9 protein-coding genes are annotated in these 15,474 nt (G+C 66.0%); 6 read left to right on the forward strand and 3 right to left on the reverse strand.

Annotated features, from left to right (window positions below; translation table 11 throughout):
- Positions 1-60 precede the first annotated feature (60 nt).
- The 3 genes from NLX94_RS30040 to NLX94_RS30050 form a co-directional block, all read right to left on the reverse strand.
- Positions 61-423, reverse strand: coding sequence for a hypothetical protein (locus tag NLX94_RS30040; RefSeq protein ID WP_254386262.1), 363 nt, complete (start codon positions 421-423; stop codon positions 61-63).
- Between the two features lie 31 nt (positions 424-454).
- Positions 455-826, reverse strand: coding sequence for a hypothetical protein (locus tag NLX94_RS30045; RefSeq protein WP_254386263.1), 372 nt, complete (start codon positions 824-826; stop codon positions 455-457).
- Positions 827-1,695: 869 nt separating this feature from the next.
- Positions 1,696-2,394 carry a restriction endonuclease gene (locus NLX94_RS30050; protein WP_254386264.1) on the reverse strand — a complete coding sequence of 233 codons (699 nt, stop codon included), beginning with the start codon at positions 2,392-2,394 and terminating at the stop codon, positions 1,696-1,698.
- A gap of 464 nt (positions 2,395-2,858) precedes the next feature.
- Between NLX94_RS30050 and NLX94_RS30060 the strand changes: the two genes are divergently transcribed.
- From NLX94_RS30060 to NLX94_RS30085, 6 genes are all read left to right on the forward strand, one after another.
- Positions 2,859-4,217, forward strand: a complete 1,359-nt coding sequence (locus NLX94_RS30060; RefSeq protein WP_254386265.1) for a hypothetical protein — start codon at positions 2,859-2,861, stop codon at positions 4,215-4,217.
- Between the two features lie 458 nt (positions 4,218-4,675).
- Positions 4,676-9,331: an AAA domain-containing protein gene (locus NLX94_RS30065; protein ID WP_254386266.1), complete on the forward strand. Its 4,656-nt coding sequence runs from the start codon at positions 4,676-4,678 to the stop codon at positions 9,329-9,331.
- A complete protein-coding gene (locus tag NLX94_RS30070; RefSeq protein ID WP_254386267.1) occupies positions 9,328-10,242 on the forward strand; it encodes a DUF4145 domain-containing protein in 915 nt (304 codons plus the stop codon). The genes NLX94_RS30065 and NLX94_RS30070 overlap by 4 nt, the downstream gene beginning before the upstream one ends.
- Positions 10,243-10,557: 315 nt before the next feature.
- On the forward strand, positions 10,558-10,959 hold the full coding sequence (locus tag NLX94_RS30075; protein WP_254386268.1) for a hypothetical protein: 402 nt from the start codon (positions 10,558-10,560) through the stop codon (positions 10,957-10,959).
- A gap of 47 nt (positions 10,960-11,006) precedes the next feature.
- Positions 11,007-11,894, forward strand: a complete 888-nt coding sequence (locus tag NLX94_RS30080) for a hypothetical protein (protein WP_254386269.1) — start codon at positions 11,007-11,009, stop codon at positions 11,892-11,894.
- A 79-nt stretch (positions 11,895-11,973) separates the two neighbouring features.
- On the forward strand, positions 11,974-15,303 hold the full coding sequence (locus tag NLX94_RS30085) for a DEAD/DEAH box helicase (RefSeq protein WP_254386270.1): 3,330 nt from the start codon (positions 11,974-11,976) through the stop codon (positions 15,301-15,303).
- Positions 15,304-15,474: the final 171 nt, after the last annotated feature.

Consider the following 15,474-nt stretch of genomic DNA (forward strand, 5'->3'; position numbering starts at 1 on the left):
TCCTCGCGGCTCCACGCAGCCGATCACGCCAGGGCACGCTGAACAGACAACGTCACGTGATCATCGCCAGAGCCGAAAAACGTGAACGCTCACAGGTGCGAAAGTCTCCCCGCGCTCCAGAGCGTCAGTGATGCTTCCCCTCTCGAAGAACGGCATGAGGATCTCAACCACATGCATGGGCTGGGGGTAGCCGAGAACGCTGGCCACTGCACGCACGTCCACGATGTTGGGGTGTTTGATCATTTCCATGAGGCCGGGTTCGATTAGACCACCAACATCCTGAAATTCCGATATATCTACACGTTTACCAACAAGCCAATTATTTAGGGTCGAATCCCACCATACGTGTACTTCATGGACTCCAGTTGGCATGCTGTAGAGACACTCGTAGTCCAGGACAAGCCGTCTTCCGCGCTCGCTCACAGTCGCATTCTCCGTCGGTCGAAATCCAGGGTCACCAGTTGTCGCCAGGGGTGGAGTCGACCAAGCCGGCGAGTGCAGCGGCAAAAGCGTCCCCGCGGCCCGGGTTCCAGTACTTGGGTCGTGTGGCGGCACCGATCCGTTCCAGAGGGACGCTGTCAAGCGAGGCGGCCGTGACACCCACCAGCTTGCCGATCTTTTCGGTCGTCCATTCCTCACAGCGGATGCCGTCCTCGTGGCAAGCCAGTTGAGCGAGGGTAACCATGGCGGCGCGGTCAGCGGCCTGCCGGTAGGCCCAGTTGTTGTACTTGCGGGTGGCGACGAGCACGACGAGGTCCGGAGCAAGGACGTGGATGTCCTGGTAGATGCGCCGGTAGGTGTCTCCCGTGCGTTCGTAGCCGTTCAATCCGTCCGCCGGCCCGAGACGCTCTGGCGCTCCAGGCACCAGGCCGACTCCAGGGACCTGTTGGAGAGCGCCGTAGTGGAGTGCGCCGGAGTTTACGGCTATGCCGAGGACTTTCACGTACCACTACTTTCGGGCGGGACGACGTGGTCACGGGGAAGGTGCAATCGTGCCCGGGAATTGCTAGCGGTTCAACTACGTACGAGGTGAAGGCCAGGCCTGACCGCCCGCCTCCGCGTCGACGGGTGACCAAGCCGGACGCGAAGTTGCGGCGTCCACGTAGACGGCTAGTAGGAGTAGGCGTCACACGGGTCCAGCCTATTCGTGGACAGCAAGCCCCTCTGCGGACATCAAGGACGGTCCGAACTGCGGAGATGCGCGGGACTTCCGGTGCGAAGCGTCGAAAGCCGAACCAGCCGCGTTCAGGACAGGCCTGGGCCCTCTCTGGCCACCGGCGACGACCAACAACGGCCCCTCGGATGCTGGTTGGGTTGGGAGTCCGCAGAAGGTCGCCTGGTGGGCTTGGGGCCTCATAACTTCCAGCGGTTGGAGGACACGTGGCCGTGCTCTTCACCGATGCTAGCTTCCCGCATGTACGGACTGCACTCGCATCGGACACCTGGAGCCGCTTCCTCGGTACCTGGGCAGCACCTCACGTCTTCACGCACAACGATGGCGTGGGCAAGCCGAGGTACTTGACCCGCGTCTCCCGCCCACCCCTCCGTGTCGGAAGCGCCTCACCCTCGACGACCCGACATGCCAGTGCAATCGAGGACACGACCCTGTTGTGTCCAGCGCTGACCGAGCTGACATCGTGAACCTACGACCACCCTTCGTTGGGACCGACTTCAGAGTCCGGCTACCAGGAGGGGCTACTCGTACGTCTCCTTCCGCAGGGCGCGGTGCCGCCGGTCGCCCTGGCCGGCGCCATTCACCGCGTTAAGAGACGGGAGCGCCGCACCGTTGTTCCACAGTCCAAGATGATCACGGTGGATGGCCACGACATCGTTCTGCAGGGCACAGCGTTCGGCAGGCCCGCTGAAGTACGTGGTGGTGACGAAGACGGCGACTTCGGCCTTGAAGTGCACTCGCGAGCCCAGTAGGTTGCGGACCTCTCCATTGGAGATCTTCCGCTTCGGGTTGTACCGCTTGCACTGGATCACCATCGTGCGGCCGTCGGGCAGCCGTCCGCTTACATCGGCGCCATCGTCGCCCGTGCGGCCGACGCGGCGGACATCCGTACAACCGTCCCGCCGACAGAGGTCAGCCACGAAGTCCTCGAACTGCGTGCCGTCCATCGCGTCGACCTCGGCGAGCGTCCGATGGCCCGCCCTGATGGATTCCTCGCGGCGCCACCGCCGGTCGTTGCCTCGGACCAGGCGGTGCGTCGTCCACAGCCACCAGCCGCCGCCGACCGCGCCAAGGACCAACACTCCCACTGCATAGGGCCAGATCGTCGACCAGAACGTCAGCAGCACCGCCAATGCGGCTATGCCGCTCCAAACACCTGCTTTGAGCCGGGCCTCCCGACGCTTCCGTGGTGCCGACCGAGGCTTCTTGCGTGCTGCCACCCAGTTCCTCCTCGTCTCCGAGCAGCAGTCTGGGCAAGACGACGCGTGTCAGTAAGGGCACCCGTCGGCCATGGCTCGTTCCCTGCGGCCTCCCACGAAGCAGCCGCGGCCAGCAAGGCGGCCACGAGGGAGACGGTTGCCAGCGCGGTGAACAGGTGTGTGCGGCCGCCGAGTGCGCCCGTCAGGGCGGCTCCGGCCCAAGGGGCGAGGGCTAACCCGATGTGCGCTGGCGCGCTGAGGGCGATCTCCTCCTCCTTCGAGCGAGATCGCCAAGACCGGCTGGGTGCTCTCCGGCCTCACCCTCCGCGACGCGTTCAGCGGGGCCACTCGCGACCTGAACGTCACCGCCGCCCGGCGGTGGGTGCCTGCATCGTCATGTGCCTGTATACGCCCTGTGTGCGCCCCTCTTGCAGCACGTAACTTGCGACGTCGGTCTGACCCGTGGAAGCCGTAGGGGGAACAGGTTGAAGCCAGCCGCTGACGTACTCAAGGATCTCGTCCAGCCGTCGAACATCTCGATCCACTCCAGTTCGGCCTTGGTCGGCAGCGTCGACGACGCCGCAGCCGAGGATGACAAGGCGCGCGAGCAGAAGGAACTCGACCAGCTCCGGCGAAAGCCCGAACTCAGGCCCATCCCCGCGAAGGAGCTGGACCGGACCGTCCAGCTGACGCCCTGGGATGTGCTACACACCCTCGGCCAAGGCATCGCCCTCTCACGGCGGGGCGCCAGCCGTGGACTCGCTGAGCACTGGGGTTCCCTGAAATACAGCCAGGCTCTGGCCGGCAGCATCAACTCGTTCATGACGCTCTCCGCGGAGGGCCGGGAAACGGCCGACTACTACAAGGCGATCCAGTCCGGGGAACTCGGAACCGGCTTCGCCCTGACCCTTGCCCGGCAGCTCCTGAGCCGCCGCTACCCGGACCACTCGGTCTCGATCGTCCCCGCGGACACTGCACTGCGGGCCGGCTGGGCCTTAACCAGTCGCGACGCGGGCCATCGATCTGGCTACCGCTACCGGCCACAGTTCTTCGCCGAGATATGGAAGCCCGGAGAGGCGCCGAGGGTCCTTCCGATCGCCTGCAAGGGCAACCACAGCAACGCCGCCGCCTCTCACATCCAGCTCGCGTCCGCTTCTGCGCACGTCGAGGCGGTCCACATCGGCCCGTGGAACGAGACACCGGCCCTCGTGTTCAGTACGGAACTCCCCACCGAAGGCGTGCTCACGGTGCACGCCTTGCAGGCCCGCGGAACTGGTGGCCGACTGACCGGCTCGATGGATGCCCCCGGCACCCGTCTTGACCACCGTCTTGAGGACGCGAACATCTTCCCGGGCATCCAACCGCCGGCCGAGGGCGAGCGGAAACCGGAGTCGCAGCTCGGCTTCCACGTACAGCCGGAGCACTATGCCTGGTTCCGGCAGGTCCTCGCCCGAACCGCGGCGGCCGGACTGACGGCCTTCGCTGGCGACGGCGCCGCTACGGCCCAGTACCTGACCAAACGGCAGGGCCAGCGCCACTTCACCGACCCCACCCACGCCGCCACCGACAGCGTCCAGGACGCGAACCAACGGCTCCTCGACATCGACTTCGTTGGCACCGACCACGTGTTCCGCCTCAACAGGACCCGGGTCGAGGCCTTCTCCGGGGTCGCGAACGACCTCTTCCGCCACCTCGCGAAAGGCCGTGTCGAGCAGTACCGCACGGAAATCCACGCCCAGCGGAAGAGCTGGCCCCTCCTAGCCTGGGATTCGGAGTGGGACGGCCCCGTATCCGTCCACCAGGACGGCTCTGTGCTCGCCATGCGGGTGTTGCCGCAGGCCTGAGGGCCGCAGGGCCGGTGTCGCTCCTGGACTCAGGGGAGCGACACCAAGGGCGCGGGATGCCACCGACGGCGTTTCGCGTTCTGCTGCCAGCCCTCGACTGCTCAGAGTGCCGCCCGCCCCTTGGCAGGGGCCCAGAAGGCCCTACTCCCGTCAACCGAGCAGCCTTACACCCCGGCATCCCCACCCATGCGCCCCTCTCGATGGACTGCACCATCGGGGCTCCCTGGAACTCGCTCGCGCAACCGGTTCTCCTGAGCTCCCGGCTTGATTGACCCCATGGATACCAAGAACGTCGGGGCACGGGTACCTGGGGTCGACGGATCTCCACGAGGTACTCGCAGGGATCAAGGTGATTCAGCCCACATGAAGCTCATATTCCGCCATTTCCCAGAGACAGGTTGCCCCTGCTACTGCTCATCCCGATCCTGGAACGTTCGCCACCAGCCGGGAGGAGAAAAGTGAACGTACCGCGACGTCACGCGAAGAACCCCGACGTCATCGGCCAGACTGCCAGTCTGATCGGCTTCCTCAAGGAGGTCGTTCAGAGCAGCAACCAACGACTTCGTGATGACCGCCGCTCAAGGGAGCGGTTATGGCTGGTCGCCATGCCCCCCTCGGTACGACGCCCGTCCGACCGACTCGACGGGCTGCTGTTCACGCTTGACCACGTTCCGCAGACATCGCCGCCCCCACTCCCGGCTCTGCTGGACGGATGGGTCTCCACGGAACGCTGCCAGGACGCGGACGGCGGTGACCCTCCGCTCGAAGCTGAGGGACCGGGGCAGGAACTGGTGCGAGCTGCGGACGGCAGCCAGTCCTGGGAACAGGCGGCGGAGCAGACCGTCCGCCGAGAGGATTCCGACGAGGTACTCCGAGCCTACGGTCCCTGGCTGACGCGCTGGCGGAAGTGGGCGGAGAGGGAGCGCGCGGAACGAGCCCTTCGGGAGCTGTACAACCAGGTCTACAGCTGGCACCAGAAGCTGACCCAGCAGGATGATCAGCTAGAACTCGTGCTCGCCACAGGGCTCTTGACTTGGAGCGATCCACGCGGTGACGCCATCCATCGTCACCTGCTCACCCACCGCGTGGAGACCTTGGTAGACCGAAAGACCGCCAAACTCACCGTGCGGCTCATGGCTGAGGGGGCCGTGCGGCTGGAGGATCAATCATTCCTCGACACCGATGACGGCTGGGCGCCCGAACGCTCCGCCGCGCTCACCGAAGAGATCGCGGCCCAGTCGCTGCACCTGCTTGGTTCGGAGGCCTTGGAGCAGTTGGCCCAGTGGCAGGAGCGGGTGCTGCAACGGCCTGTGTCCTTCAGCGCCGAGTGGCAGCCGCCCCGCGAGCCCGAGGCAGGCGCGCGTCTTACGTACGCTCCCGCCCTGGTACTGCGTCCACGGGACCGCAATGCTCTGCTGGGCTTCTACGACCGGATCGCAGACAGCGTGTCCTCCGAGGCACACGCACCTCTGGGTCTCGCCCAGCTGGTGCTGCCGCTGAACTCCGAGGAGCGCGTGAACTGGGACGGTCGAGGGATTCCACCCCTGTTCGGGGACGACCCGCTCTTCCCAGGAAAGACCAACGAACGTCAACGCAGTGTCCTGCGGCGGCTGGAGCACGACACGGGCGTGGTGGTCCAAGGCCCACCTGGCACCGGAAAGACCCACACGATCGCCAACCTGGTCTCCGCGCTGCTGGCGCAGGGGCAGAGGGTCTTGGTGACCAGCGCCCGCGACCAGGCCCTGACGGTCCTGCGGGACAAACTTCCTCCTGCTGTACGGGACCTGTGCGTTCTCCTGCTGAGCTCGGCACGGCAGGACGGGGCGGATGAGCTGGAACGCACGGTCAACGCTCTCACCGATCAGGTCGCCGCGAGTGATCCCGAGCAACTGCAGGACGAGATCCATCGGCTCTCCACCCGCCGGGAGGAGGTACGGGGAAGGATCAGCGCGCTCACCGAGCGGGTGATCGCGCTGCGGGAGGCCGAGGTCTACCGGCACCCGGAGATCGCACCGGGATACGCCGGCACTCTCGCCGCAATTGTGCAGCGTGTGCAAGAAAACGCCGGACACTCCTGGATCGGTCTTGTGCCGGCTGACGGCCCGACCCCGTCTGTCCCGCCGCTGTCCCCCGCGCAAGCGGTGGAACTGCTGAGCCTGCTGCGCGACGGTGCGGCTGAGCCGCGCGCCGGTGGCACTCTGCCAGACCCCGACGGCCTCCCCTCCCCCGAAGCCTTGGCCCAGGCACTCTCAGCCAGCCGCGTCACCGATGAGGGCCTATCCTCCGGAGCGGTCCGCATCCGCGGCGATCTTGCCAGGCTCGACAGCTCTGTCACCGATGAGCTGACCTCTCTCGTGGATTCCTGCCGTACGGCTCTGCACTACCTGGGTCTGTCTCCGCAGGCCACACAATGGGATGAGGACAAGTGGGCCACCAAGGCCCTCACCGACCGACTCTCCCGTGAGAACCTCGCCCTTTGGCGTCGCGTGTCCGGACTTGCCGATCAACTCGTCGCGATCTCCGAGCGGCTGAACGAACAGGGGATGACGCGCGTCACCGTGCCCGGGCAGCTCTCCACGGAACAAGGGGATGCGATGCTCACGGCGGGTTCTGCGCTGCGCGAGCACCTCGTCTCGGGCGGCAAGCTGCGAGTCCGCGGCAGCTTCCGTGCCTCGCGGGCGCAGAAGGCCGCGCAGGACCTCCTCGACACGTGCACCGTGAACGGTCACTCACCCGAAACGCTGGAGGATCTCGACGCCGCCCTTACTCACCTCCGCGCCCGCTCCGCCGTTGCCACGCTTGCGGAGCGGTGGGGTCAAGTGCAGGTGCCCGTATCCGAAGGGCCGCTGGAAGTTCGGCTGGCGTCGCTGACGGAGGCATACGCACGCCTGGAACATGTCGACACGTTCGGCGCCGGCCGCGAGCGCATCGACCAGTTGCTCGTGCATCACGGGATGCACATCGCCCTCACTTCCAGGTCTGCATGGCAGGGCTTCGCCGACGCCCTCACTGCGGTCTCCGGCCGACGAGCGGCGGACGAGGCTACGGCCCAGTTGCTTGCTTGGGAGGAGCAACTGCGCGCACCGGTGGACGGCTCCCACCCCACCACCGAGGCTGTGGCCGCCGCCCAAGCCGTTCTAGAGGAGGACGTCGACCGATACGCCAAGGAACTTGAGGCGCTGCGGGAGGCTCATCGGCGTGAACACCGCCGGCGTCGATGCACCGTGCTACTCGAAAGCGTCCGCCGGGCCCACCCGCTGCTCGCCGACCAGCTGACGCATGACCCTGGTGACCGGGCATGGGAAGCTCGCCTGGACTCTCTGGCGGAGGCGTGGGCCTGGGCCGTGGCCTCGGCCTTCGTCCACCGTCAGCGCACACCGGGACGCGAACGTCAGATCGAAGGCGAACTGGCTCAGTGTGAACGTCATCTGGAGGACATCACCGGTGAACTCGCTGCCACCTGGGGAAGGTGGCACTGTCTGCACCGCATGACGCAAGAGCAGCGGTCAGCGCTCCAGGCCTACCGCAACCACATGTCCTCGTACGGCAAGGGCAAAGGGCGCGGTGCGGGCCGCTACCGTGCCGCGGCGTACGACGCCATGAAGACGGCGCAGGAAGCGGTTCCCGCGTGGGTCATGCCCATCTCCCAGGTCGCCGAGATGGTGCAACCGAGGCGGGACGCGTTCGACGTCGTCATCGTCGACGAGGCCAGTCAGGCAGGCATGGATGCCCTGTTCCTGCTGTGGCTGGCGCCCCGCGTCATCGTCGTGGGGGACGACAAGCAGTGCGCGCCCCCGCTCAGTGGCATGGGCCGACACCAGGCGATCCATGACCGGCTCGTCTCGCACCTGCCGGACATGCCGCCGAGGCTGCGCACGCTGTACGGACCTTCCACCAACCTCTACCAGCTCCTGTCCACCTTCTTCCCGAAGGTGATCCGGTTGGAGGAGCACTTCCGTTGCATGCCGGAGATCATCGGCTGGTCTTCGCAGACCTTCTACAACAACAAGCTGCAGCCTCTGCGCCAGTACGGCGGTGAGCGCCTCGACCCCCTCGTGACCCACTTCGTCGAAGGGGCTGTCACACAGGGGCGCGACAGCAGGATTCGCAACCCGCAGGAGGCCGAGGCCATCGTCGACTGCCTGGCCAGGCTCGTAGCGGACCCTGACTACCGCGACCGGACTATGGGCGTCATCACCCTTCAGGGGTCGATCGGCCAGGTCAAGCTCCTGGAAAAGCTCATCCAGGAACGAATCCCGGCGCCAATGCTTGAGCGCCACCAGATCCGTGTGGGCAGCCCCGCCTCGTTCCAGGGAGACGAACGGCACGTCATCCTGCTCTCGATGGTCGTCACCGATCCGCCGCGTATCACTGGAGGCGCCCGCAGCGAACGGCAGGCATACAACGTCGCCGCCTCCCGGGCACAGGACCAGATGTGGCTCTTCTACTCGGTACCGCCGGACCGATTGAAGAGGGAGGACATGCGACTCAATCTCCTGTCCTATATGGAGAACCCGCCGTCCGCACTTGCCGGCTCCGAAGACATCGGAGAGGTAGCGGGCGATGTGCCGCAGAAGCCCTTCGAGTCGCTCTTCGAGCAGCAGGTCTACCTGCGCCTGAAGGCCCAGGGCTATCACGTCGTCCCGCAGTATCCGGCAGGGAACAAGCGCCTCGACCTCGTCGTCGTAGGGGCACGTGGGCGCCTGGCCGTGGAGTGCGACGGCGACCGGTATCACTCGACACCCGAGCAGATCCGGCATGACCAACGGCGCGACCGTGAACTCCAACGCGTCGGCTGGACGTTCTGGCGGATTCGCGAGAGCGAGTTCCGATTCGACCCCGAGGAGGCGTTGTCCGGCCTGTGGGATGAGCTCGAACGACTTGGCATCCATCCGGCCACATTCGACGGAACCAGTGACCGGACCCGTTCGTCCGCCACACCCACCAGCGTGCAGTGGACCCCCTTCGACCTCTCCTCCGACGAGGGCCTGGCCGACGACACGGCGGAGGCACCCGAGGACCCGGGCACGGATGATCTGGCCAACACGCTCCGCAAGGCAGAAGACAACGAAGTAGACGACGAAACCGACGACAGCACGGAAGGCTCGGCATGACTGCGCAGTCCCCACTCGGCATCCTCGACGCCAACACCCTGGAGGAGCTCGCGCGCGTTATCTGCGGCGATGACCACCTCTACTACCGCAAGGGTTTCGAGATCGCGCGCTTCCTGGAACACGCCGGCTGGCAGCGGGTGCCGGAGTACAACGGCGAGTACAGGATGGAATGGACGGTCGCCCGGCTCAGCGAACGCCGAGAAGAGCCCACCGAGCTGGAACGGGTCCTGCTTCGCCTGGCCGACCCTCGCGAATACCTTGACGAGCCGGACCAGCTCCCTGCTGTTGTCTCCGCGGTCAACGCCTTCCTGGTCTACGAGGGAGCACGCCTGGAGAATCCTGGCGGCCGCCCCCGTCTCGTCGCCTGCGACCCCTCCCTTGCCCACCCGGGTAGCCAGGGTCCTACCGAACTCAGCGCAGCCATGACCGATCTCATCAGTGACCGGAAGATGGCCGCCCTGCTCCAACACCGCTTGGACGAGGCACGCACCTGCTACGCCAATGGCGCTCACGTGGCCGCCATCATCATGCTCGGCAGCCTGCTGGAAGGCGTCATGGTCCATGTGGTGCGCGAACGCGACGCCTCACGACTCGGCAGTACGTCTGCAGACAGGGTGACCCTCGACACTTTGATCAAGACCTGCCACGACGCAGGATGGATCGGTGCCGACGTGGAGCGCTTCTGTCACGAGCTGCGCAAGTACCGTAACTTCGTCCATCCGCGAGCAGAGATCCGCGAGGCCCACACCCCGGATCGCGACACGCTGGACATGTGCTGGCCTGTGGTCAACGCAGTCCTGAACGACCTCGCCGCCTCCCAGCCGAAAGCGACCGTGCCGAAGCCGACCGCCTCGCCACTCCGACCCATGCCTCGGCCATCGCCAGTAGCGAGGCCAGCACGCCGGCCCTGAGGTCGGGACGCAGTTGGTTCGGCCCCCGCCCTGCATTCGAGAGCGGGGCGGTGGGCGAACCCGCGCGCGAGCACGGTGCTGGACGTACTGGCGAACTTGCCGAGTTCCGCCAGGGTGGCAATCACGCTGGATATCGAGTCACCCATCGCCCGACCGGAGCGGCTGGCGACCTCGGACAATGCGCGCCTCCTCCTCGACGAGGCACGGACAGACAACCGACGCCGTGGTCCTCGTTGCCGCCCAGACGCCCCGTCCCGCGGAGTAACTCGGCATACTTCGACTTCGGGTAACTGATACGTGCAAGGGGGCGGTTCGATGTACGGGCGCAGCGAAGAGGAGTGGGCCAAGCTCACCGAAGCCGGCCTGGAGTTTCTTCTCGAGCGGGCCAGGCAGAACAGGCCGACCTCGTACACAGAGCTTAACGCGACCCTTGTCCAGCGCGTCGACACGTCCGGGTTCGACTTCTCCAGGGCCGATGAGCGGGCGGCGATGGGCCACCTGTTGTGGCTGATCGTCGAGCGCAACCGTCCGGAATCCGGCCTGATGCTCTCCGCCCTGGTCTTCTACCTCAACAGCAACGAGGCCGGCCCCGGCTTCTTCGGACTGGCCCAGGAACTGGGCCAGTTGTCCGCGAAGGCATCCCGTAGGCAGAAGGAGGAGTTCTGGGTCGACCAGCTCCGGCAGCTGGAAGAGCGGTACTCCCACACCCACCCCTGATCGTACATTCAAGCGAGAAATCACCCTCGTGGGCGTATCGTGCGACTGTGGGAGACACACAGTCGGCGGGGCTCGGATCGCCACTTGAGTTGGTTGAGACGGCACTGGACGAGATCGCCGCGTCCGTCAGCTTCAGTCGGTTGCCCGGACCCTTGTCCCACACGGCGATTCAGGTGTCCGGAATCGAGTCGCCGAAGGTAACCAGGAGCCTCGGCAGGGTGCTCGTCGGCCTGCTCGTCGGGGCGGTGGAGTGCAACGTCGCTCTTGCGTCCGTACTTCTCGCGGACGGGATCGACGATCGGGCACAACTGGCACGCGATGTTGCCGAATTGATTGGGACCACTAACTCCTTCGTGACCCCTGAGGAAGTCCTCTTCCGTGACACCAAGCGAAACGCCTGGCTCGCGGAGGGGCTGCTCCATGTGCTCCTTGTCCTCCAGAACCGAGATTCGGCCGAGCTTCTCGGCGGACGGGTGCACGCGTTGCGTCAAATACATCCCATTCCGACGCAGCAAGGTTTTGACGCCGTGGCCCTGTATGTGAACGGGGACGGGCTCTCACTCGCCATAGGGGAGAGCAAGGCCTCACGTCAGGACGGCAGCGGCCAGCTAACCCAGGCCTCGAAGATATTCAAGAGTCTCGACTCCGGAGACCACGGACGCCACCTGCGGCAGGAGTTGACAGCCTTGAAAGGGTATCTTCCCGCCGACCTTGCCCTGCAGGTGTCGAAGGCGGTGCTGAACCGAAGATGCTACGTCCCGTCGATCGTCCATGAAAAGCCCTTCGACGCGCAGAAGGAGCGTGTCACCTTGCGGGACTTGGTGCCGCCGCTCGACCGGAAGCGTCTCCTGGCCGTCCGCCTGGCCAACTTTCACGGATTCTTCGATTCCGTCGCCAACGCCATGAGGAACTCTGTGGCGGAGATCGTGGTGTGATGTGTTCAACCGGGGGATAGACACACTTCTCGAAGAGCTGCCGCGAATTGGCGAGTTTGGTGCCACCGAGATTCGACGCATGCTGACGCTCGCCTGGGTCGAGATCGTGGAGGGGCGGGACCTCTCACCGGCGCAGAACGGGCGGACGGCCGAGAGCACCAGAGTCGATGTAGGCGGAAGGCCATTTCCGCCAGGAGACCGAAGGTCTCCGCAGGCGGCATTGCGCAGACTTGCCACAGCTCTGGAAGTCCACGCCGTCCTCGTCCCGGAACTAGCGCCACCCACGGCCCAGGCGTGCGCCTTCGTCGCTGCCGAAGCCCTGTCGATCTGCAACGAACAACCGGACGCAGAAGACGCCACACTGTCATCGTCGCCGTCCCCGCTCGGATCGGCCCGTAGGTACGAGCGCCTGGAAGCCGGGCTGCTCTACCGCATCGCCGGATACGATGCCAACGCCGCGCGATGCGGGGACGAGATCGGCGAACTAGACACGCAGCCCGACTTGGAGTCTCCCGTATCAGAGTGGGCCATGCGCACGTTTCGCGAACTGCTGTCGGCGCGGGTGAGCGGGGACGTCCCCGAACCGCCACCGGTGCCGCACGAGGACGAACGGTTGGAAACCCGCATCCGCGACGCCCTCTGGCGGCGAATGGGTCACGCCGCGCGCCAGCACACGTTGTGGCTCACCCACCAGGCGGGTGCCACTCGAAGCGCGGTCGGAGAGATCCACACGTTGATCTCCCTGCTGCACCCGAATCCGGACGGCCGGAGCGGACAGGCCACCCACCCCGACATCCACCACCTCGCGGTGCTGCTCGCCAAGGCGCTGGAGGAGGACGAGACACGCGCATTGCGCTCGGTGCCGCCACCACCGGACACCGACGGACGGTTTGCCGCGTACGTGAAGAAGCAGGCAACGTCACAGCCCCTGCTGTGGCCCTCGGCGAGGATCTATTCCGAGCGGGCGCTACCAGGGCCCCACGCTCACGCTGTGGTGTGCGTGCCCACCGGGGCCGGCAAGTCGGCGGTGGCGGAACTCGCCATCGCACAGACCCTGCACTCCGGATGGGTGCTCTACCTGGCGCCGACGAACGCGTTGGTGGGCCAAGTGGAGCGCCGTTTGTCCTCAGTGTTCGGTGCTCTGCCGGGTGTGCAGGTACGGGGGTTCCTCGGTGGGGCAGAGTACGCCGTGCTGGGAGGCGAGGACCTCGCCGTCATCGACTCCTGCCAGGTGCTGGTCATGACACCAGAGAAGTGCTCGCTGGCCCTGCGGCAGAATCCGGAAGCCTTCGAGGACCTCAGACTGTGTGTCCTCGACGAGGCGCACCTCATCGAGGAGCCTCACGGACGTGGCGCTCTCACCGAGCTGGTCATCGCCGAAGTGCTGCACCGAGCTCCGCACGTCAGGACCCTGTTCCTGTCAGCGCTGATTGCCAACGCGGACGAACTCGCAGAGTGGCTCACCACGGCGACCGGGGTCGAAGCCGTGCCCATCAGCCACCCGTGGCGTCCCACGAGGACACTGCGCGCCATTGCAGGATTCGACAGGACAGGTAACGAAACCGCTCGCTCCATCGCAGAGAGGGACCTGGCTGCGCTTCCTACCCGTCGAAAGAAGCTCGACTACAAGGCCCCCATATCGCTGCTAGTGGGACTTCAAGGAGCCTGGGCATCCAGCGAACCCGCGGACTACGCGCTGGTCCGGACCCCCCTGGTCTCTCCGAGAGTCCTCCACCGCACGAAGGGGGTGGCTTCGGACGGCGTCTGTCTCCCGATGACCGCGGTCCTCGTAGCCGCCCTGGCAGAGAACGACCACCGTGTCATCGCTTTCCTCCCGCAGAACCGGCACGACTGTTTCACCCAAGCCGTGAAGCAGCCCGGTTCCCCTAGCTGGGTGCCTACCGGTGCCGACGGGGACATCGACGCCCTGCTGGACCTGGCGGACGCAGAGCTGGGTATCGCGTCCGAGCTGAGGGAAACCCTCTCGAAGGGTGTGGGAGTACACACTGGCGCGCTATTGAGGGAGGAACAACGGGCCAGCGAGATGGCCTTCGACCGGGACCGCATACGAGTGCTCTTCGCAACGGGCACGCTCTCGCAAGGCCTGAACCTGCCAGCCACTGCGGTGGTGATCGGCGGGACACGGGTGGGGTTCGACCAGAATGCGTCAGCAACCGAGCGTGAACGCCGCTCACGGACCCAGCTCCTGAACGCCATAGGCCGAGCGGGACGCGCCTACACGTCCGCGCGGTCGATCGCGGTGGTCGTGCCCGGGCGGGCCGCGCACGTGGCGGCTGGCGCCAATGGTGCGCAGGTAGCCAGGGCGGCCGACGCACACTTCCTGACTCAGGAAGACGCCGCAAACGACATCGGAAGCAGGCTCGACAGCCTCATCGAGAAGGTCCTCGGCGGCACTCTGGAAATCGGCACGCTGGAAGGCGAAGAGCAGTCGGCCTTCTCCTTCCTCTCGTTCGCCGTGGGCAGCGGCGACGCACCGGGCGTGATTCGGCGGACGTGGGCGGTGCACAGGGCCGGAGCGACGGACCAGGCCGAACCGATCTCCGATGCCTTGGAAGCCACGGGCGCGGGGTTCCTAGCCCGGGAACAGGTGCCGGACTGGGTGAGCCTCGCCGCGCACCGTGCGGGGCTCGGGCTCCCAGAAGCGTCACATCTCTACCGCCAACTCTTCGCCGAACTGGGCACGCGCGGTGCCCCTGACACGGTGGAAGGCTGGGCGCGCGTTCTCGTCGACGCTCTCACAGCAGTGCCACCGGAGACGGTAGAGAGCCTTCTCCCGCTGACCAACGACTTCCGGTCTACAGCGGTCGAAGGACTGTGGTCCTCCGATTCGGACGAAGCGGCCCGTGGACACCGCGCCTTGGGAGCCACCCTCTCCTCGTGGATGCGTGGAGAGAACTTGCTGTCCGTAGCCGGCCACGCTCTGGGGCCGGGGATTGAGAGAACCGGTGGTCGCGGGCGGAAGATGCCTCTGCCCAAGATCATCGGTCTGACCGACCGCGGATTCGGGTTCAGACTGAGCGTGCTTTCCGGAGCGCTGGGGGCGATCGTCACCACTGCATGCGAATCCGAGCCTCTGCCCGGGCGTTGGGAGCTACCGGAGGCCTGTTCCAGAGCACTCGGGCTGTTGCCATTCGCCGTCAGATGGGGAGCCAACAGCCCAGGTGCCATCGCCTGGACCAGGGCAGGCGTCCGGCCCCGGGTCGTCGCCCACCTGCTGGAGCGGCGCATGCCCCTCACCCCCTCGGCGGTCTGGATGAACGACGAGGAACTGCGCCGACTCGCCGGACGCCACCTCGTGCAGACACCGCAGTGGGTGCTGGACGCCATGGAAGAAGAGCACGAGCGAGAACTCGTGCTGTCAATGCTGCGGGTCCGGGAGCTGAGGTGATGCCACCAAGCGTCGGAAGCGGACGCCCGGATGGGCGCCAACTCCGTCAGGACGCTGCGGCGAGGTGGCGTCGGAGGGTGCCGAAGCCGATCACCGAGCGATCGAACAGGTGAAGCCAGTACCTGGGTAACTACGATTGGTAAGCAAGCACAAAAGCGCCGAACCAGTTCA

It is taken from the genome of Streptomyces sp. TBY4, from assembly GCF_024213195.1.
Taxonomy (GTDB): domain Bacteria; phylum Actinomycetota; class Actinomycetes; order Streptomycetales; family Streptomycetaceae; genus Streptomyces.